This is a genomic window from Sunxiuqinia dokdonensis (assembly GCF_001270965.1).
Taxonomy (GTDB): domain Bacteria; phylum Bacteroidota; class Bacteroidia; order Bacteroidales; family Prolixibacteraceae; genus Sunxiuqinia; species Sunxiuqinia dokdonensis.
Genome location: NZ_LGIA01000150.1, coordinates 12,091 through 32,292 on the forward strand (window position 1 = coordinate 12,091; position 20,202 = coordinate 32,292).

At 45.9% G+C, this 20,202-nt stretch carries 9 protein-coding genes; 7 read left to right on the forward strand and 2 right to left on the reverse strand.

The genetic code is table 11. The annotated features are described in order from the left end of the window. The first annotated feature begins 166 nt into the window (after window positions 1–166). Window positions 167–2,755, forward strand: a complete 2,589-nt coding sequence (clpB, locus tag NC99_RS10205; RefSeq protein ID WP_053183284.1) for an ATP-dependent chaperone ClpB — start codon at window positions 167–169, stop codon at window positions 2,753–2,755. Window positions 2,756–2,797: 42 nt separating this feature from the next. On the opposite strand, the gene NC99_RS10210 is transcribed toward clpB, so the two are convergent. Continuing rightward, window positions 2,798–3,154: an Hpt domain-containing protein gene (locus NC99_RS10210; protein ID WP_053183287.1), complete on the reverse strand. Its 357-nt coding sequence runs from the start codon at window positions 3,152–3,154 to the stop codon at window positions 2,798–2,800. Between the two features lie 185 nt (window positions 3,155–3,339). After that, window positions 3,340–3,723, reverse strand: a complete 384-nt coding sequence (locus tag NC99_RS10215) for a hypothetical protein (RefSeq protein WP_053183288.1) — start codon at window positions 3,721–3,723, stop codon at window positions 3,340–3,342. 144 nt (window positions 3,724–3,867) lie between these two features. On the opposite strand from NC99_RS10215, the gene gcvT reads away from it, so the two are divergent. The 6 genes from gcvT to NC99_RS10245 all read left to right on the forward strand — a co-directional run bounded on the left by gcvT (window position 3,868) and on the right by NC99_RS10245 (window position 20,157). After that, window positions 3,868–4,959 (forward strand): glycine cleavage system aminomethyltransferase GcvT, encoded by a 1,092-nt coding sequence (gene gcvT, locus NC99_RS10220; protein ID WP_053183291.1) that lies wholly within the window; start codon window positions 3,868–3,870, stop codon window positions 4,957–4,959. Between the two features lie 574 nt (window positions 4,960–5,533). Then, window positions 5,534–7,291 carry a glycoside hydrolase family 43 protein gene (locus NC99_RS10225; RefSeq protein WP_053183294.1) on the forward strand — a complete coding sequence of 586 codons (1,758 nt, stop codon included), beginning with the start codon at window positions 5,534–5,536 and terminating at the stop codon, window positions 7,289–7,291. A 137-nt stretch (window positions 7,292–7,428) separates the two neighbouring features. Beyond that, window positions 7,429–9,507, forward strand: a complete 2,079-nt coding sequence (locus NC99_RS10230) for an alpha-glucuronidase (RefSeq protein WP_053183297.1) — start codon at window positions 7,429–7,431, stop codon at window positions 9,505–9,507. Between the two features lie 106 nt (window positions 9,508–9,613). Then, a complete protein-coding gene (locus NC99_RS22455; protein WP_053183299.1) occupies window positions 9,614–12,151 on the forward strand; it encodes a glycosyl hydrolase family 8 in 2,538 nt (845 codons plus the stop codon). A gap of 176 nt (window positions 12,152–12,327) precedes the next feature. Next, window positions 12,328–15,906 (forward strand): family 43 glycosylhydrolase, encoded by a 3,579-nt coding sequence (locus NC99_RS10240; RefSeq protein ID WP_053183302.1) that lies wholly within the window; start codon window positions 12,328–12,330, stop codon window positions 15,904–15,906. Window positions 15,907–16,245: 339 nt separating this feature from the next. Next, the gene (locus NC99_RS10245; RefSeq protein WP_082326420.1) at window positions 16,246–20,157 is read left to right on the forward strand and encodes a hybrid sensor histidine kinase/response regulator transcription factor; all 3,912 of its coding nucleotides are present in this window, start codon (window positions 16,246–16,248) and stop codon (window positions 20,155–20,157) included. Window positions 20,158–20,202: the final 45 nt, after the last annotated feature.

Below are 20,202 nucleotides of genomic sequence, written 5' to 3' on the forward strand. Positions count from 1 at the left end.
TTTATTGAAATAAACTGTCAAAATGAACTTGTATTTTTTCACCTTCCTGTAAAATCTTCCTTCCCAGTTGTTTTGATGCGACAAAATGTCTGTTTTTTCTTCGTCTATTTTAATTGGTTAGTTTCTTGTTCGCAGCCGTTTTAATTGTGATTAAAAGGAGGAACCTATGAATTTTAACAATTTTACGATTAAAGCACAGGAGGCCGTTCAGCATGCTTTTGAGCTTGCCCAGGCCAATAATCAGCAGGCTATTGAAACCGCACATGTGTTGAAAGGTTTGCTACATGCTGCAGAAAACGTCACGGGTTTTTTGCTGAAGAAACTCGGGGTGAATACCGGTATTTTTCAACAAGCACTTAGTAAAATCATCGAATCCTATCCGAAGGTGAGCGGCGGCGAGCCCTACTTAGCCGGAAATACAAACAAAGCCTTGCAGAAGTCACTTGATATTTCTCGAAAGATGGGGGATGATTTTGTGTCGGTTGAGCACATTTTGATGGCGCTGCTTGAAACCGGCGATACGGTTTCCACCCTGTTGAAAGACAATGGTGTTGGACGTAAGGAGCTAAGTGCTGCAGTGGCCGACTTGCGTAAGGGAGCTAAGGTTGACAGTCAGACCGCCGAAGACCAGTTCAATTCATTGAATCGGTTTGCAATCAATTTGAATGAAAAAGCACGAAGCGGAAAGCTCGATCCGGTGATTGGACGCGATGATGAGATTCGGCGGATTTTGCAAATTTTAACCCGACGCACAAAAAATAACCCGGTGCTGATTGGAGAGCCGGGAACCGGTAAAACAGCGATTGCAGAAGGCTTGGCGCACCGTATCGTGCGAGGCGATGTCCCCGAAAACTTAAAGTCGAAGCAGCTATTCTCGCTCGATATGGGGGCGCTGATTGCCGGTGCCAAATACAAGGGCGAGTTTGAAGAACGTTTGAAAGCAGTTGTCAATGAGGTGGTCAAGTCGGATGGTGAGGTGATTCTCTTTATCGACGAGATTCACACCTTGGTTGGCGCTGGTAAAAGTGAAGGTGCCATGGATGCCGCCAATATTTTGAAACCGGCGCTGGCTCGCGGCGAGTTACGGGCGATTGGAGCAACAACACTTGCTGAGTACCAAAAATATTTCGAGAAAGATAAGGCCCTGGAGCGCCGTTTCCAGATTGTGATGGTGAACGAGCCGGACACCTTGAGCGCGATTTCCATTCTTCGCGGATTGAAAGAACGCTACGAGGGACACCACAAAGTGCGCATAAAGGACAATGCCATTATTGCGGCGGTAGAGCTGTCGCAGCGCTATATTTCCGATCGCTTTTTGCCAGACAAGGCCATTGACCTGATGGACGAAGCCGCGGCGAAGTTGCGACTTGAGATGGACTCGGTTCCGGAAGAATTGGATGAAATTGAACGCCGGATTAAACAGTTGGAGATTGAGCGCGAGGCCATTAAGCGCGAGAAAGACGAAAGCAAGTTGGCCTTGCTGAAAGAAGAAATTGCCAATCTGAAGGAGGAGCAGTCGCGATACCGAGCCCAGTGGGAAATGGAAAAGTCGTTGATCGACAAAATTCAGCAGAACAAAACAAATATTGAAAATTTCAAATTTGAAGCAGAGCAGGCCGAGCGCTCGGGCGATTATGGCAAGGTGGCCGAAATTCGCTATGGGAAGATCAAAGAAGCCGAAGAAGCGATTGTCCACCTTCAGGATGAATTGCAAAAAATACAAGGCGATTCGCTGATTAAAGAAGAAGTGGATGCCGAAGATATTGCTGATGTGGTGGCTCGCTGGACGGGCATTCCGGTGTCGAAAATGCTGCAAAGCGAACGCGACAAGTTGCTGCACCTGGAAGAAGATTTGCACAAGCGCGTGGTTGGACAGCAGGAAGCGATTCATGCAGTGGCTGATGCCGTACGACGAAGTCGGGCTGGTTTGCAGGATGAAAAACGTCCGATTGGTTCGTTCATTTTTTTGGGAACCACCGGAGTTGGCAAAACGGAGCTGGCGAAAGCTTTGGCTGAGTACTTGTTTGACAATGAAAACATGATCACACGCATCGACATGTCGGAGTATCAGGAAAAGTTTTCCGTCACTCGTCTCATTGGCTCGCCTCCGGGATATGTGGGTTACGATGAAGGTGGCCAGCTGAGCGAGGCCGTCCGGCGCAAACCCTATTCGGTGGTCCTGTTTGACGAAATTGAAAAAGCACACCCCGATGTGTTTAACGTCTTACTGCAAGTGTTGGACGATGGTCGCCTGACCGACAACAAAGGCCGGGTGGTGAACTTCAAAAACACGATCATCATCATGACTTCAAACCTGGGATCGCAAATTATCCAGGAAGGTTTTGAGCGGATGAATGAGAAGAACAAAGCCGAGGTGTACGAAGAAACCCGGCAAGCCATTTTCAATTTGCTGCGAAAAACCATTCGTCCCGAGTTTTTGAACCGGATTGATGAAACCATCATGTTTACGCCTTTGTCCCGCGAAGATGTCAGGGAGATTGTCAAGATTCAATTCAACCGGATTGTGCGGCGCTTGGGTAACCAGGATTTGAAAATCGAAATTTCGGACGAAGCAGTGGCCTGGCTGGCGGCAGTTGGCTACGACCCGCAATACGGCGCCCGGCCGGTTAACCGCTTGCTGCAAAAGCATGTCTTGAATGAATTGTCGAAAAAGATACTGGCAGGCGAGGTGAGAATCGATCAGACCATTGCTATTGAATTGGAGGACGAGGAATTGAAATTCAGAAGCAGATAACAAATAGAAGAGGCTGTCCTGCAAGGGACGCCTCTTTTAAATTTACTTTAGCTTGTCCATTTCTTCTTGAAGTTCTCTTTCAGCATGGCTAATCACCAAATCAAATTCACTGACATAGTCTGGGTAGGAATCAATGTCTTCCAGTTTTTGCGTTTTCAGTTGCAGTTCTTTCAACTTCCAGCCCAAATCTTCCATGCCAAAAGTCATGACTGATGATTTGGCCTTGTGGGCCAGTTCACCCAACTCTTTGTATCGCTTGGCATTTAAATGCTCATGAAGCCCGTCTTTAAACTCCGGAAGCTGTTCGAAAAACATGGTGATAAATTCCTTCAGAATTTCATCTTCGCCTCCCGTTATTTCTTTTAAATAGGTCAGGCTTGTGTATTTTTTTTCCGACATGATTCTTGCATCAATTTTTAAGCATACAATAATAGCAAAAATTGATTTATAATGCGAACCTCAGGCAGGAGCCAAACGCAGATGCGTAGGTTTCATTAGCCCAAATCAACAAAATTACTCAAGCTGTGAGTCGTTTAATGACGCCGGCTTCTGCAAAATGTAGCTCTTAAGGCCGATAGCGTGAGCTATTTTGACTGTAGATGAATATGGGTGTTCGATAATTTGTGTAAAGCCTCTTTCAATTCAAGATCGGCAGCATATGTTACCGTTTCAAATTCTTCGACGTATTTCACGTACGAATCGTATCCACACTCTTTGTAGGTTTTAAAATGAAGGGTGCTGAGGTTTTTCGACAGGTTAAACATTCCAAAGGTGAGAACTGAAGATTTTGCCATTCGCGCAATGTTTCCCAACTCGCGCCATTGTTTGTTTTCTAAATATGTTCTGAGTTTTTGGCGAAAATCCGGAATCTGTTCGAAGTACATTTCAATGAATTCTTTCATAATTTCAACTTCTCCGCCAGTCGCTTTTTCCAGGTACCTTAAGTTGGTTAGTTTTTTGGTATTCATAATCGAAATTTTCGGTTTGATGTGAAATATACGATATATTGTATGAATTTCATATAATCATTGCTATACAGCAGATTTTTTCTGATATTCCTCATGAAAAAGCGAATACTTAAGGTCTATTTTTACAAATTCAAATAAAAACCGATGAAAAAAACAGCTTTTAATCAACTCCACAAAGAAGCCGCGGGCAAAATGGTTGAATTTGCCGGTTACGAAATGCCTGTCGAGTTTAGCGGAATCAAAGATGAACACCTGACTGTTCGAAATGGGGTTGGCGTGTTTGATGTGTCGCATATGGGCGAGTTTTGGGTGAAAGGACCGAATGCTGCCGCTTTGGTGCAGAAGCTGACATCAAACGATATTTCCAGGCTCCGGATGGGACAGGCACAATATACTTGCTTTCCGAATGGGAAAGGAGGCATTGTTGATGATTTGCTGGTTTATTATTACGAACCCAATAAATACATGCTGGTGGTCAATGCCTCGAACATTGACAAGGACTGGAATTGGATTGTGGCGAATAATAAGGAAGGTGCAGTCTTGGAAAATGCATCCGATTCAATGAGCCAGTTGGCTGTTCAAGGGCCAAAAGCCATTGAGGTGCTGCAGAAACTCACCAAGGTTAATCTTTCAGATATTCCATATTACACCTTCGTAACCGACGAATTTGCCGGTGTTGACGATGTGATTATTTCGGCAACTGGCTACACCGGTTCGGGCGGTTTCGAATTGTATTTTGCCAACCAGCATGCGGAGCAAATTTACAAGGCGTTATTTGAGACCGGTGAAGAATTTGGCATTAAACCCATTGGGCTGGGTGCCCGCGACACTTTGCGGCTCGAGATGGGATTTTGCCTGTATGGCAACGATATCGACGATACCACTTCGCCCATCGAAGCCGGATTGGGTTGGGTCACCAAGTTCAACGATGAAAATTCATTTATCGACAAGGAATTACTTTCGGTTCAGAAAACGGAAGGCGTTAGCCGGAAGTTGAGAGGCTTTGAAATGATTGATCGCGGCATTCCCCGGCATGGCTATGAACTGACGGACAATGACGGGCAGGTCATTGGCTATGTGACTTCGGGAACGCAGTCTCCCATGTTAAATAAGGGGATTGGCATGGGCTACGTGGCAAAAGAATATTCGGCTTTCGGAACAGAGATTTATGTGAAAGTGCGCAATAAACTATTAAAGGCAAAGGTAGTAAAAGTACCTTTTGTGAGTCTTCAATAAGGGGGTTGACTTACACGTTTACTAATCTTAAAACCCGCTGGTGCCAGCGGGTTTTTTTCGTTCCGCTCTCAGGTTTGAATACAGCGAGTTTCTGCTTTTGTGCAGACTTCCAGGTAGTCATTGCGACTAAAAACCCATCCATCCGATTTTGTATGCAGACCAGTTTTTTGCACCTTTTTTATTTGAGAGGATTGCTATGCATGCTTCAAATCCCAATCGATTTTTCGCTTAACAGGGCTGCCATTCCTGCTCAAATATCTAAACTTTGAAATCATATATCTAAAATTGATATCAGTGACTTTGTTGATGGTTTAATTTTACGATTGTTAAAGTTTTGAAATAACCTTAAACCTGACTTAAATTCATTATGAAAACCTATCCGGTAAAAAAAGTTCCTCCTATTTATCATGTTATTCCTGACGGTCACCACGATTTCAACGTTTGGAAAGATAGCCAGTGCAAATTTGTACACTTGCTTTTTAAGCTAGTTGTCACTCCGGAGTAAGTCTGTGGTCAAAAATCCATTCAAAAGATATTAAGTGTTTGATTTTGAAAATATTAAATTTAGTTAGAGATGAAAAGAGTAAATTTAGGTGGACACAGGTCCTTAAAAAGAAGGCCAGTTGGTTTGTTGTTCGTTTTTATGAGTCTGGTCACCCTTGCAGGATTTAGTCAAAATAAAAATGTGCCTGTGTTTACCCAAGCTGTTTATCAAGGCGACGATCAGGTATATAAAGACAATCCATTGAAGGCCGATGAGTTTTACAACCCCATTTTGCAAGGTTGTTATCCCGATCCGGCTATCACGCGAAAAGGCGATGATTATTTTTTGGTGAGCTCGTCGTTTGCCATGTTTCCGGGCGTACCAATCTTTCATTCTAACGATTTGGTAAACTGGAAACAAGTTGGGCATGTGCTCGAACGCACTTCACAGTTGAAAGTCCACGACACGGGTATCAGCGCCGGGGTTTATGCGCCAGCCATCAAATACAACCCCTTAAACGACACGTTCTACATGATTACCACGCAGTTTGCCGGTGATTTTGGGAATATTGTGGTGAAGACCAAAGATCCTTTTCAAGGGTGGAGCGATCCGATCAAATTGAAATTCAACGGCATCGATCCGTCGATGTTTTTTGATGAAGATGGAAAAGCTTATGTGGTGCATAACGATGCGCCCGACCAGGGAAAAGAGCTGTACAACGGACACCGGGTGATTAAAATTTGGGACTATGATTTGGAAAATGACCAGGTGATTGCCGGAACCGACAAAATTATTGTCGATGGCGGAGTTGACCTGTCCAAAAAACCCATCTGGATTGAAGCTCCTCATATTTACAAGAAGAATGGCAAATACTATTTGATGTGTGCCGAAGGAGGAACCGGAGGCTGGCATAGCGAGGTGATTTTTAGTAGCGACAATCCCCGGGGACCGTATAAACCCGCGCCTAGCAATCCGATTCTGACCCAGCGCCACTTCCCCAGAGACCGCGCCAATAAAGTTGATTGGGCTGGTCATGCCGATATTGTAGAAGGTCCCGATGGAAAATATTACGGCGTATTCCTGGCCATTCGGCCCAATGAAGACGACATGGTGAATACCGGCCGTGAAACCTTTATTCTGCCTGTCGATTGGTCGGGCGAATTTCCAGTGTTCGAAAACGGCTTGGTTCCTATGGAGCCTAAACTGAAAATGCCTGAGGGGGTGGAAAACAAAACCGGGCAAGCCGGTTTCTTTCCCAACGGCAACTTCACCTTCACCGAAAATTTCGATTCTGAAAAACTCGATTATCGCTGGATCGGCTTACGCGGGCCCCGCGAAGATTTTATGACGATAACAAAAAAAGGCTTGCAAATCAAACCTTTCCCGGTGAATATCAAAGAGGTGAAGCCGACTTCGACCTTGTTCCACCGTCAACAACATAAAATCTTTTCGTTTGAAACGACACTGGATTACAAACCAGCTTCGGAAAAGGATTTGGCCGGTATTGTGACGCTTCAAAACGAGCATTCGAACTATGTTTTTGGAATCACCAAAAAAGGGGACGAATACTATTTGTTGTTGGAACGTAATGAAAAGCCACGAAGAAGCCGGCAGGTGGAATCGAAAATTGTTGCCAGCACCGTGATCGACATCAAAAATCCGGTTCATTTAAAAGTTCAGGCCAATGGCAACGACTATGAATTTAGCTATTCAACCAACGGAACCGATTTTGTAAATTTGGGTGGTACCGTTTCCGGAGATATCCTTTCAACCAATGTGGCTGGCGGTTTTACCGGTTGTTTGCTGGGCTTGTACGCAACATCGGCCAACGATGCAATTCCTGAATAAGTTGTATGGCGTTGGATTCAGTATTTTTCATCATGGCGAATCCCCACAAATCCATTCATCCTGATAGCCATAGGTGGAGAACTGAATCAGATTTTATTGATTCAATTTTTTAGGAAGACGACCAAAAACTGAAAGCTATGAAAACCATTTTGAGTTTCGTTATCTTGTTTTTTCTTGCGCTTGGCTTAAATGCCGATAATGGTCACCAGCTTTGGCTTCGGTCAAAAAGCAGCGTGCCGGTACAGGTGATTTGCAAAAAAAGTTCGGAAACCCTCGCCATCGCCAAACAAGAGTTACAGCAGGCTTGGCAGGGTGAAGCCGGACAAACAGTTAGGCTGGAGCTGATTCGCGACAAACAGATTGCAGGTGACGGTTTCAGGCTTTCAGCCGAAGGCATTCAGGCCACTACCGAATCGGGAATTTTATACGGGGTGTACGAACTGTTGCGACGCCAGCAAACCGGGAAGAAAATCGGGGAAGAGCTGGTCAATCCCACTTGGGAACACCGGCTACTGAACCATTGGGACAATCTGGATGGAACAGTTGAGCGTGGTTATGCCGGCCTTTCCATTTTTTGGCGTGCAGGAAATGACTCGCTTGCCGTGACCGAAGAAGATCTGAAATTGTGGGAAGAATACGCACGCGCCAACGCGTCCATTGGTATCAACGGCTCTGTTTTGAATAACGTAAACGCTTCACCCAAAATATTGTCTGCGGCATATCTGAGCCGGGTCAAAGCCATTGCCGATGTGCTGCGTCCCTATGGCATCAAAGCTTACTTATCCATCAACTTTGCGTCGTCCATGGTTATTGGGGGGCTGTCAACTGCCGATCCGCTGAATGCGGAAGTGGTTGACTGGTGGAAAGCCAAGGCGAAGGAGATTTATACATTGATTCCCGATTTTGGTGGTTTTTTGGTGAAGGCCAACAGCGAAGGACAGCCGGGGCCGCAGGATTTTGGGCGCAATCATGTTGACGGTGCCAATCTGTTGGCCGACGCACTGAAACCGCATGGCGGATTGGTAATGTGGCGTGCATTTGTGTACAACCCATCCGACGAGGACCGCGCCAAACAAGCTTATAACGAGTTTATGCCTTTTGACGGGCAGTTTCGCGACAACGTCATTATTCAGGTGAAAAACGGGCCGATTGATTTTCAGCCTCGTGAACCTTTCAGCCCGCTGTTTGGTGCAATGAAACAAACGTCGGTTATGGCCGAACTTCAAGTGACACAAGAATATCTTGGGCATTCGGTTCACCTGGTTTTTCTGGCCCCCATGTGGGAGGAATTTCTGCACAGCGAAACCTGGCAGGAAGGCGAAGGAAGCACTGTTGCCCGAACGACTGACGGGAGTTTGTTTGAACAGAAACACACGGCCATCGCCGGCGTAGCCAACATTGGGCTGGATGATAACTGGTGTGGGCACGATTTTGCCCAGGCCAACTGGTATGCGTTTGGCCGGCAGGCGTGGGACAGCTCGCTATCGAGCGAACAAATTGCCGATGAATGGTTAAAGCTGACATTCAACCAGCCGGCGCCAGAAGAAATGGATGCGGAAACCGTTCTGCCCATGGAGTGGGATCTGAATTTTCTAAAGCCGGTGAAACAGATGATGCTTAACAGTCACGAAGCCGCCGTTGATTATATGATGCCATTGGGCTTGCATCATATTTTTGCGGCACACCATCATTATGGGCCGGGCCCTTGGTGGGCGCCCAAAGGTATGCGCAAAGACTGGACGCCACCTTATTATCATCAGGCCGATACTGAAGGAATTGGCTTTGACCGAACCGCGAGTGGAAGTGATGCGGTAAGCCAGTATCATGAACCGCTGAAGGCCCATTTTAGCAATCCCGAAACTTGTCCGGAAGCGCTTCTTTTATGGTTTCATCACCTTCCGTGGGATTATCAAATGAAAAACGGACGGACGCTATGGGATGAGCTTTGTTACCGCTACGATCATGGGGTTCAACAAGTGCGGCAGTTTCAGAAAATTTGGGACCAGGCGGAACGTTATGTTGATCCAGAGATTTTTGGCAGGGTTCAGCATAAACTGCGCGAGCAAAGCCTGAATGCGGTGGAGTGGAAAGACGCTTGCCTGCTCTATTTTCAGCAGTTTAGCCAGCGAGCGATTCCGTATGACCTGGAACGTCCATTGAATAATCTGGATGATTTAATTGAAAAAGACGAACGCACCATTCGTGCTTATGAGTAGGAGGCAGGTCTTATTCAGTAAAAAATAAGATACGACGGCTATAAAGAATGACAGCCTTTTTGTGGAGTAGTCCTTCCATCTAAGTAAAACGATCAAACCCAATAAAATGAAACATACCTATTCACCACTGCTAACACTAATTGTCTTAATTATGATCTCGGGTGCCGCAGCTTTTGGCCAGAACCCATTTATTCGCAACCAGTTTACAGCCGATCCGTCAGCACGGGTTTTTAACGGCAAAGTGTATGTTTTTCCCTCGCACGATATTCCTGCTCCCGAGGGTAAAAATCTTCGAAAAGACTGGTTCTGTATGGAAGATTACCATGTGTTTTCGTCGGAGAATTTGACGGATTGGACTGATCATGGCATGATCGTCAGCCAGTATGATGCTCCCTGGATCGACTCCACATCGTACAGCATGTGGGCGCCGGACTGTATTGAGCGCAACGGCAAGTATTATTTTTACTTTCCGTCCAACACCAATGAAGTGGACGAAAACGGGCGAAAAGGTTTTGGAATTGGTGTGGCGGTGGCCGACAAGCCCGAAGGGCCGTATGTCACCCAAAAGGAAAACATTAAAGGGATCAAAGGAATCGATCCGAACGTGCTGATTGACAAAGACGGACAAGCATACATTTATTGGTCACACGGTCATATTTTTGTCGCCAAATTGAAAGAAAACATGCTGGAGCTGGATTCGGAACCGATGATTATTCCCAATCTTCCCGAAAAAGGATTGAAAGAAGGGCCTTGGGTTTTCGAGCGAAACGGCCTGTATTATCTGACTTTTCCGCATGTTGAAAACAAAACGGAGCGGCTGGAATATGCGATTGGCGACAATCCGATGGGGCCATTTAAAATGACCGGCGTGATTATGGACGAGTCGCCAACCGGTTGTTGGACCAACCATCATTCTATTCTGGAATATAAAAATCAGTGGTACCTGTTTTATCATCACAATGATTACTCACCAACTTTTGATAAAAATCGTTCCGTTCGGGTCGACAGCTTGTTTTTTAATGCCGACGGCACCATTCATAAAGTTGTTCCGAGCCTGCGCGGTGTTGGACTGACAAAAGCGACAAACAACATTGAAATCGATCGTTATAGTGCCATCAGCAACGCCGGAGCAAGAATCGATTTTCTGGATGCCGCCAATCCTTTCAAGGGTTGGAAAACCATTTTCGAAAGCAAAGACGCTTGGATTCAGTACGATGCGGTTAGGTTTGGCGATAAGCCGCTGAATTCAATTCATATCAAGGCGCTGGCCAATCAAGGTGGCACGTTGCAAATTTGTCTGAATCATGCGGGCGGACCAATTGTAGCAGAAGTGAGTATTCCTGAAAGTCCTGAATGGAAAGTCATTCGATCGCCCATTTTAAGACAATTGTCCGGAGTTCACAACCTGGTGGTTGTCAATAAGGATGATCGCCCGGTTGAGGTCGACTGGATCCGGTTTGAAAACCAAACCGGCGCATATTACTCCGGCCAATATCCCAATCTTTTCCTGAAGGCCGGCTACAGCCAGCAGGAAGTCGATGCAAAACTGGCCAAAGCCTATCATGATCTTTTTGAAGGGCCCAACCGGGTGTATTTTGAGGTGGGCGACTCAATGGCTTACGTATCGGATTTGAAGAATCATGATGCCCGGTCCGAAGGACTTTCCTATGGCATGATGGTGGCTGTTCAGTTGGACAAGAAGGAGGTTTTTGACCGGATTTGGCGATGGACAAAACACTACACCCAGCAACAGGGAGGCCCGCGCGATAGCTATTTTGCCTGGAGCATCAACCCCGAGACAATGGTTAAAAACTCAGAAGGTTCGGCTTCGGATGGCGAGCTGTTTTTTGTGACTACACTTTTGTTTGCTTCGAACCGCTGGAGAAATGACACGGGCATTGATTATTATGCCGAAGCCCGTAGAATTCTGGATGCCATGTGGGCAAAAGATGGCACTGGCGGAATCCACCACGTGATCAACTTGGAACACAAACAAATCAGTTTTGTGCCCGAGGGCGGCGGATACGAGTGGACAGATCCGTCATATCATGTTCCGGCATTTTTGGAGTTTTGGGCCGACTTTGCCAACGATGGTCACGAGCAGTTTTACCGGGATTGTGCCGATACTTCGCGCGTGTTTTTACACCGAGCCTGCCACCCGGAAACCGGCTTAAATTACGATTACGCCAATTTTGACGGGACCGCGCATCCGACACGCTGGATGCCCGCCGGATTCCGTTACGATTCGTGGCGTGTTCCCTTGAATATTGCCATGGACTACGTGTGGTTTGGCAAAGACAAAGCATGGCAGGAAGATTATGCAGCGCGGTTTCAGGGATTTTTGCGTTCGCAAGGCATCAACGAATTTGTTGATCAATACAACCCCGATGGCACGACGCCCGAGTTTATTCTGCAAGCCGGAGGATTCCAAAAATTGCGGCATTCACTGGGACTGATTTCAACAGCTGCAACGGTTTCACTCATCGATGAGGTGGATCCGGACTATGATTTTGTGCATAAACTTTGGAACGAAAAACTGGAACCATACGAAGACGGCTACTTCGATCCGTATTTTGATGGACTCATGTACCTGTTTAGTTTGATGCAACTAAGCGGAAACTATCAGGCAATTCTTCCGGAATAGCCAGTCTTCAAGCTGTGGTCAGTCGATTTTTGCAGGCTAACTTGCTTTTTGTGAGCGGTTAAATCTTGCGTGTCTAAATTTAAAACTCATTTATCCATTATCGAACAGCAGTTTAGCTTGGAGGACTTATCATTGTTAGGTAGAATTTTGTATTGAACCTGATTTTAACCTGACTTATGAAAAAACGACTACCCGGACTGTTGTTCCTGTTCACCTTCCTGTCATGTATTACGAATGTTCAAGCCTGGGAAGGCATGCCAACGCCCAAATTACATGTTGAAGGCCGCTACCTGAAAGACCCGCACGGGAATACTGTTAACTTACATGGTTTTGCACAAACCTACAGTCCATGGTTCAATGAGCGGGGCACCAAATGGTCCAATTATGATGTGAATGGCTGTTTGGCCTACAACCAGGGATTAATTGATGATATCCTGGATGTGGGCTGGAAGATGAACTTTGTGCGCTTGCACATGGATCCGTATTGGAGCAATACCCCAGGCTGTACGCCCGATGGACACGAGCTTCCGAACTGTTTCAGTGAAACCAGGTTTAAAAAATACCTGGATGAAGTTTTTATCCCGATGGCGGAATATGCCATATCGAAAGGGTTGTATGTTATTATGCGCCCGCCGGGGGTTTCACCCGAAGTCATTGGAGTGGAAGATGATTACAACTATGCGCAGTACCTGATGACGGTTTGGGACATTGTGTCTAAGCATCCTAAAATACGGAACAGCGATGAAATCATGCTTGAGCTGGCCAATGAGCCGGTTCGGATTCGCCTGGCCGATGGAACTGAAGGTTCTAATGCCCAGGCGCACTTTGATGTGCTGAAGGAGATTTTCCAACCCATCGTCAATAAAATACGCGAAAATGGCTTTCACAATGTGCTCTGGATTCCGGGTTCGGGCTACCAATCGCAATACAAAGGTTTTGCGCTTAATCCCATAGAAGGCGAAAATATCGGCTATGCCGTACATGTCTATCCTGGCTGGTTTGGCAGTGCCGATGGCTATGAGGTGTTTAAGCAAGAGTGGGACCAGCAAGTTAAACCTGTCGCTGATTTTGCGCCCATAGTGATTACAGAAATGGATTGGGCTGATGAAAAATACGAGAGTTCGTGGGGAAAAGGCCACACCGGAACTGCCGGGGGCGACGGTTTTGGGGCCAATTTCAAAAAGATTATGGACGACACGGGCAATGTGAGCTGGCTTCTTTTTACAAGTCCTGATTTGCTCGCACAGTTTACAGGAGAACCACCGGCCGAGGGCGAACCTTATACTTTCCTGAACGATCCCGAAGCTTGTCCGTGGCCCGTCTATCATTGGTATCAGGAGTATGCGAATGAGGCCTATCCGCGGCCCGATTTCGAATACCGCTCACACAGCGACAATGGCGACGGAACCTACACCAATCCCTTGATTTTTGCCGACTTTCCCGATCCCGATGTCATTCGGGTGGGCGATGTGTATTACATGGTTTCTACCACCATGCACATCTTTCCCGGGGCCACGCTCCTGAAATCGTACGACCTGGTGAACTGGGAATACTGCAGCAACCCACTGGAAAAGATTGAATCGTCGGCTTGTTTCAACCTGGATGGTTGCGACCGGTATGGCCACGGACAGTGGGCAACCAGCCTGAAATACAACGATGGTAAGTATTATCTGCTCTTTACTACTTTGGAAGAAGGTAGCTACCTGCTGACAGCCACTGACACGGAAGGGCCTTGGGAATTACAAAAGCTGGCCGGCACCTTTTACGATCCGGGCCTGTTTTTCGACGAGGATGGTAAAACTTATGTCGCTTACGGTATCAACACGCTGAAAATTGCTGAGTTGGATGAGAATTTTTCCGTTGTACCCGGCTCCGATAAGGAAGTTTACACCTACACCGTCAAAGAAGGTTTGGAAGGCAGCCATTTGTACAAGATTAACGGCTACTACTACATTTATGCAACCTACGGTGGATGGCCGGCTTATCAGGTGGCTTTGCGTTCAACCAATATTTACGGGCCATACGAAGAAAAGCTATTGCTGGATGATGATAATATTCACCAAGGAGCCTTGGTGGAAACCCAAACCGGTGAATGGTGGACGGTTTTGTTTTACGACAAAGGTGCTTTTGGCCGCCTGCCCAATCTTCAGCCTGTAAGCTGGGTGGATAACTGGCCGGAGATTGGTGTTGACGGGAAAGGTGTTACGACCTATACCAAGCCCAATGTTGGCCGCGAGTACCCGGTGAAAGTTCTGCCAACCAACGACAATTTCAGGAACTTCAAACCGGGCATGCAATGGGGATGGAACCACAATCCTGATAATACAAAATGGTCGTTAACCGAGCGCCCGGATTACTTGCGGCTAAAAACCGTGAGCGTGGTCAGTGATTTAACCGAAGCCCGGAATACGCTGACCCAACGGATTTTTGGCTACCCTTCCGATTTGGACAATTCGTTTGGAACCATCAAAATGAATCTTGAAAACATGCAGGAGGGCGATGTGGCCGGGTTGGCTGTTTTTCAGGATCCGTATGCCTATATTGGGGTTAAAGTGATTGACGGACAGAAAACCTTGGTCATGATGAATGATGGCACAATGATTACCGGAGAAACAATTGAAGAACCGGACCTCTATCTGCGTGCTGTGGCCAATTACAACACCAGCAAGGCCGGTTTCTTTTTCAGCCTGGATAATGAAACCTTCACCAAATTCGGAACGGACCTGGATATGAAATTCGATCTTTCAGTATTTACCGGAAACAAGTTTTGCATCTTCAACTTTGCAACGGTTGAAATCGGCGGTTATGTTGATGTTGACTGGTTTTCAACCGAAGAGTTCTTTTCGGAAGACAAGTTTTATGATGATTCTTTTGAAGGATACAGCGAAGAATCGCTGACTTTAACAGATTTGATTGTTGAAGGCGGCGATGTGGAGTTGTTGACGGGCGGAACCACCAGTTTGTCGGTTAAAGCTGTTTATGCCGATGGACGCACTGAAGATGTTGCTATTGGCGCGACCTACGATAACCCCAATCCCGAAATCATTCAAATTGTAAACGGAAATATTATTGCTGATGCCGACGGTGAAGTCACTGTTATCGTTACGTACCAGGGCGGACTGGGGAACCCGGTTTCGCGCCAGTTTACGGTTACTTCGTCGACCTTCCCGCTAACGAACGGTTTGTTTAACCCTTCGATTTATGCCAGCGGTACTTTCGATGAAAACACCAAAACAATGATCACTGGACAATATGGCTTTGGCGGGTGGAAATACGATGCCGGAATTAATCTGTCAGATTACAAATACTTGGTCGTCAGACTGGCAAAAACAGCCACTTGTTCGCCTTCGTTCCGCTTGTTCGATAGCAATAGTTACTGGGATGGAGCTGCCGAGTATGATTTTGGAAACAGTACTGAAATGATTGTGCCTCTTTACAATATGCCCAAAAAAGATACCGGCATCAAACTGGATCCTTCGCATATTTATATTATAGGATTCTGGACGCTTGGTGGCTGTCCGGTTGAAATTGACGAAATATTTCTGACCAATACCATCGACGAAGGTACCATACCGACAGATGTCACAGAAATCCCGATTCGGAACAACGATGAAACAGAGCTGGTCGATGTTTATTCTGTTTGGGGCGTGAAAGTTCGGTCCGGGGTTTTCCGACGCGATGCAACCAAAGGCTTACCAGCTGGCGTTTATGTTGTAGGACACGAAAAAGTAGTTGAAACCGGGACCGGATATTAATGCAATCCGGCACGGATTCGAGCTGTTCGTTGTCATGTAAGTTGTTTAATTATAGGTAGATGGAAATAAATATTAGATCGGGGGAATGTTTATTTTTACTCGTGTTAGTTTTTTATCGTCTTGATCTTGAAAATGATCAAACACTGGATTTTTTTCTATCTTTCCGGGCATTTTTCGATGGGAGTTTTGCGTCCGTTTTCGTTTTTTGACTGATCAGGAAACTTGCAGAACGATGACAAAAAAGGGGAAGTGCTTAAAAAGTGGGCCAAATGGAAATGCTGATGATCGCTTTTCCTTTTTGTGTGGTTTATGAACTTGAAATGGAAACTGAAACTGTTTATGATTCTTAAATTCAGAATAGTTCTTATTGGAATTTTCACGCTGCTGAATATTTTGCCTTTTCATGTTTTGGGGGCGAATGATGTCCAGTTTTATAATCTGAATGACGAGTATGAAATTTCGATGCGGGAAACCAACCAGGTTTGCAGTGACGATGATGGTTTCATTTGGATCTCATCCAAAATGGGCGTCGTTCGCTACACCCGCGATGATATTCGAATTTATCACCTGCCTTTCGAAACCAAGGATATTATTACTGTTCGGATGGTTTATGAAAATGGCGTTTTGTATGCTTACACCAACAACGGACAGATTTTCAAATACAACGCCATTCAGGATGCTTTTGAGTTGGAGATTAACATTGCCCGGGAACTTCTGAATCCATACCTCATTGTCACCCAGCTCTTGGTTGACGGGCAAGGAAGGTTGTGGCTGTCATCGTCCTTCGGCATTTTCATGTATGAAAAAATTAACGGATTGCGGTCGCTGGCACCCAACGAAAGCATTCATTCTCTGGAGTGGTTCGATGATCACTCATTTTTTTATGCCATTGACGATGGCGTCAGACTTTACAATACGCTTAATTTCACTTCGAGTGATTACTTTGATTTTCCTAAAGGTGAGAGCTATTTCGTGTCGCGCTTCTTTTACGATCAAGGGCTAAACACCTTGTGGGTTGGAACCCGTGCCGATGGCCTTTTGTATTTAAAGAATGACGGAGGAAGCCTGAAGCTTTTCGGCATTCCGGAAATTCCGAATCAACCCATTTTGGCTATCGAAGCCATTTCCGATTCGACCATGCTTGTTGGAGTTGACGGGCAGGGAATTTGGGAAATCAATAAGCAGGGAACAAGAATTTTGGATGTGTTTAAGGAAGATTCCGACAACCCGAACTCCCTGAAAGGAAACGGCGTGTATGATATTTATCGCGATCAAAACGATCGTGTTTGGGTTTGCACCTACAGCGGGGGTGTGTCGTATTTCGACCAGGCCAATCCGATTGTGACCCGGATCAATCATGTAGTGAATAATCCCAATTCGTTGATTACTAATGATGTAAACAGCGTGTTGGAAGATTTGGACGGTAACTTGTGGTTTGCAACAAACAATGGCATTAGTCACTGGAATGTAAGAACAAATCGCTGGAGATCGTTCTACCACAACAAGCGCGAACAGGCGCAGGTTTTTTTATCGCTCTGCGAGGACGATCAGGGGAGAATTTGGGCCGGCTCCTATTCGTCAGGCGTTTATTTGCTCGATCGGCAAACCGGCGACCAATTGGCTCATTACAGTCCGGATGTGACGGACGGTGCATTTGGCTGTAACTTCATTTTCGATATACATAAAGATGCACGGGGAGACATTTGGATTGGCGGAGTAAACGGCGATTTAATGCGCTACCGGACACAGGAAAACAAGTTTCAGTCATTTCCCAATCTGACCGTTTACGTCATGATGGATTACGGGCTGGATAAGTTGTTGATTGGAACCACTTACGGTTTGTTAATCTTCGACAAAGCAAGCGGAGAAACCCAAACCCTGGTGGAGGGCTACCTGGTGTACGATATTTTGTTGAAAAATGATGTCTTGTGGCTTTGCACCAGTGGCGACGGAATTATTCGGTATGATTTAAAAGATGGGAAGATTCAGCAATACTCGGCAGATTCGGGTTTACCTTCCAATTTTACAAATGGCATCGTTTTTTCTGACGGTTACATTTGGATTGGGACAGAGCAGGGCTTGTGCCGCTTGGATGAAAAGGATAATACCTTGTTGACTTTTACAGCTTTATCCGATTTGAGCAACGTTTCGTTTAACCAAAATTCACACCACGCGCTTCGAAACGGGCGCTTAATTTGGGGAACCAATGCGGGTGCTTTGATTTTCGATCCTGAAGAAATTCAACCCAAACAGGACGAAGGAAGAATCTTTTTTCAGGAGTTGACGGTTTCCGGACGGTCGATTCGTGAATCACAGGACATTGAATTGGATCAGCCGCTCGATAGTTTACAGGAACTGTCGCTAAAGTACTATCAAAATACAATCAGTCTTGAGTTGATTCCGATTGGTGTGACTTCGCCCGGCTCCAGGTTTTCGTGGAAGATGGAAGGGCTGGATGAGGAATGGAGTAAACCGGTAAACAACCGGATCTTATCTTATTCAAACATTCCCAGCGGAAACTACACGCTTCGAATTCGGATGATCGACAGTTCTTTGAAGTCAACCATTTCGGAACGCGCCATCAAACTTCAAATGATTCCTCCGTTTTGGGAAACCGCATGGTTCAAGGTGCTGGTGCTGTTTTTTGTGGCCGGCTTAAGCATTTTCCTGTTTGCCTTCTACGTCGATCGATTGAAAAAACGGCATTCGGAAGAGAAAATCCGATTCTTTGCCAACACAGCTCACGATATCAGAACATCGCTGACATTGATTACGGGGCCAATTGAAGAACTGCACAAAGAGCCGGGATTATCGAATAAAGGCTTGCAATATTTGCATTGGGCCACCGAACAGGCCCAGCGTTTATCGAAGGTGGTCACCCAGTTGATGGATTTTCAAAAAGTGGACATTGGAAAGGAAAAGCTCGCTTTATCGATGGCAGATATTGTTCAAATCGTCGAAAATCGGGTGATGATGTTTGAATCATACGCCAGAAACAAGAATATCGAATTAAAATTTACAGCCAACTGCTCCAGCTTTATTACAGCCATTGACGAAACCATGATGGAGAAGGTGATTGATAACCTGATTTCCAATGCCATCAAATATTCCTTTACCAATCGCACGGTTCATGTTGGTTTGCTTTGTTCGCCGGGCAAGTGGATTTTTGAAGTGAAAGACCAGGGGATCGGTATTAGTAAACGGGCGCAAAAGCTGTTGTTTAATGAATATTATCGAGGCGAAAATGCCGTGAACTCGAAAATTGTAGGTTCCGGAATTGGCCTGCTTCTGGTGAAAAACTACGTGAATTTGCATGATGGAAAAGTCAGTTGTTTCAGCCAGTTGAATGTGGGGTCAACTTTTCAGATTGTGATGCCTGTCAAAAAGATTGAAGAAGATGCCGCAGTACAAAAGAAGCCTGATGAGAAACTGGTTCAACCGGCGATGCCGAATGTGAAAGTTCATTCTTCCATGCTTGGCGAACTCGATTCGCGCAGCCAGCATAAAATGAAAGTTCTGGTTGTTGAGGATCACGATTATTTACGCGAGTTTTTGAAATCGGCTTTGGAGTCACATTTCAATATATACCTGGCCGACGACGGCGCGCAGGCCTGGCAACTCATTCAGAAGGAAACCCCCGACTTGGTGGTTTCCGATATCATGATGCCCAATATGGATGGCTTCGAATTATGCAGCAAAATCAAATCGACCTACGAAACGTCTCATATTCCGGTCATCTTGCTCACGGCACTAACTGGCAAGGCCCAGCATTTGCGTGGCCTGGGGCTTGGGGCCGACGACTACTTGACCAAACCCTTCGATGTTACTTTGCTGCAGCAACGCATTAAAAGCATTATTCAAAATCGCGAAGTGATTCGCGGGAAAGCGTTGAAGATCATTAAAGTGAATGAAAATGAGTCGATTTTGGACAATGAGCTGAACGACAAATTTTTGAAGCGAATGGGGGAAGTTGTTCGCGAAAACATGGCCAACTCGCAGTTTTCGAAGAACGATTTTGCCGAAGCCATGAATGTGAGCCCATCGCTTCTGTACAAAAAAATCAAGTCGCTGACCGATCAGTCACCAACCGATTTTATCAAGTCGATACGCTTGGATCATGCGCTGGAACTGTTGCAGACCAAACAGTATTCCATCACCGAGGTGAGTGAGTTGTGCGGATTTGCCAGTGTAGGTTATTTTAGCACCGTCTTCCGAAAACACTACGGCAAGTCACCAACCCAGGTTGGCTAGCTTTAGTCTCATCCATACGATCAGTTCAGTTTCTTCAAAAACAGT

What these genes read in the sequence shown, in the direction of transcription:
- clpB (WP_053183284.1), top strand. Translation starts at nt 167, where the DNA reads ATGAATTTTAACAATTTTACGATTAAAGCACAGGAGGCCGTTCAGCAT.
- NC99_RS10210 (WP_053183287.1), bottom strand. Translation starts at nt 3,154, where the DNA reads ATGTCGGAAAAAAAATACACAAGCCTGACCTATTTAAAAGAAATAACG.
- NC99_RS10215 (WP_053183288.1), bottom strand. Translation starts at nt 3,723, where the DNA reads ATGAATACCAAAAAACTAACCAACTTAAGGTACCTGGAAAAAGCGACT.
- gcvT (WP_053183291.1), top strand. Translation starts at nt 3,868, where the DNA reads ATGAAAAAAACAGCTTTTAATCAACTCCACAAAGAAGCCGCGGGCAAA.
- NC99_RS10225 (WP_053183294.1), top strand. Translation starts at nt 5,534, where the DNA reads ATGAAAAGAGTAAATTTAGGTGGACACAGGTCCTTAAAAAGAAGGCCA.
- NC99_RS10230 (WP_053183297.1), top strand. Translation starts at nt 7,429, where the DNA reads ATGAAAACCATTTTGAGTTTCGTTATCTTGTTTTTTCTTGCGCTTGGC.
- NC99_RS22455 (WP_053183299.1), top strand. Translation starts at nt 9,614, where the DNA reads ATGAAACATACCTATTCACCACTGCTAACACTAATTGTCTTAATTATG.
- NC99_RS10240 (WP_053183302.1), top strand. Translation starts at nt 12,328, where the DNA reads ATGAAAAAACGACTACCCGGACTGTTGTTCCTGTTCACCTTCCTGTCA.
- NC99_RS10245 (WP_082326420.1), top strand. Translation starts at nt 16,246, where the DNA reads ATGATTCTTAAATTCAGAATAGTTCTTATTGGAATTTTCACGCTGCTG.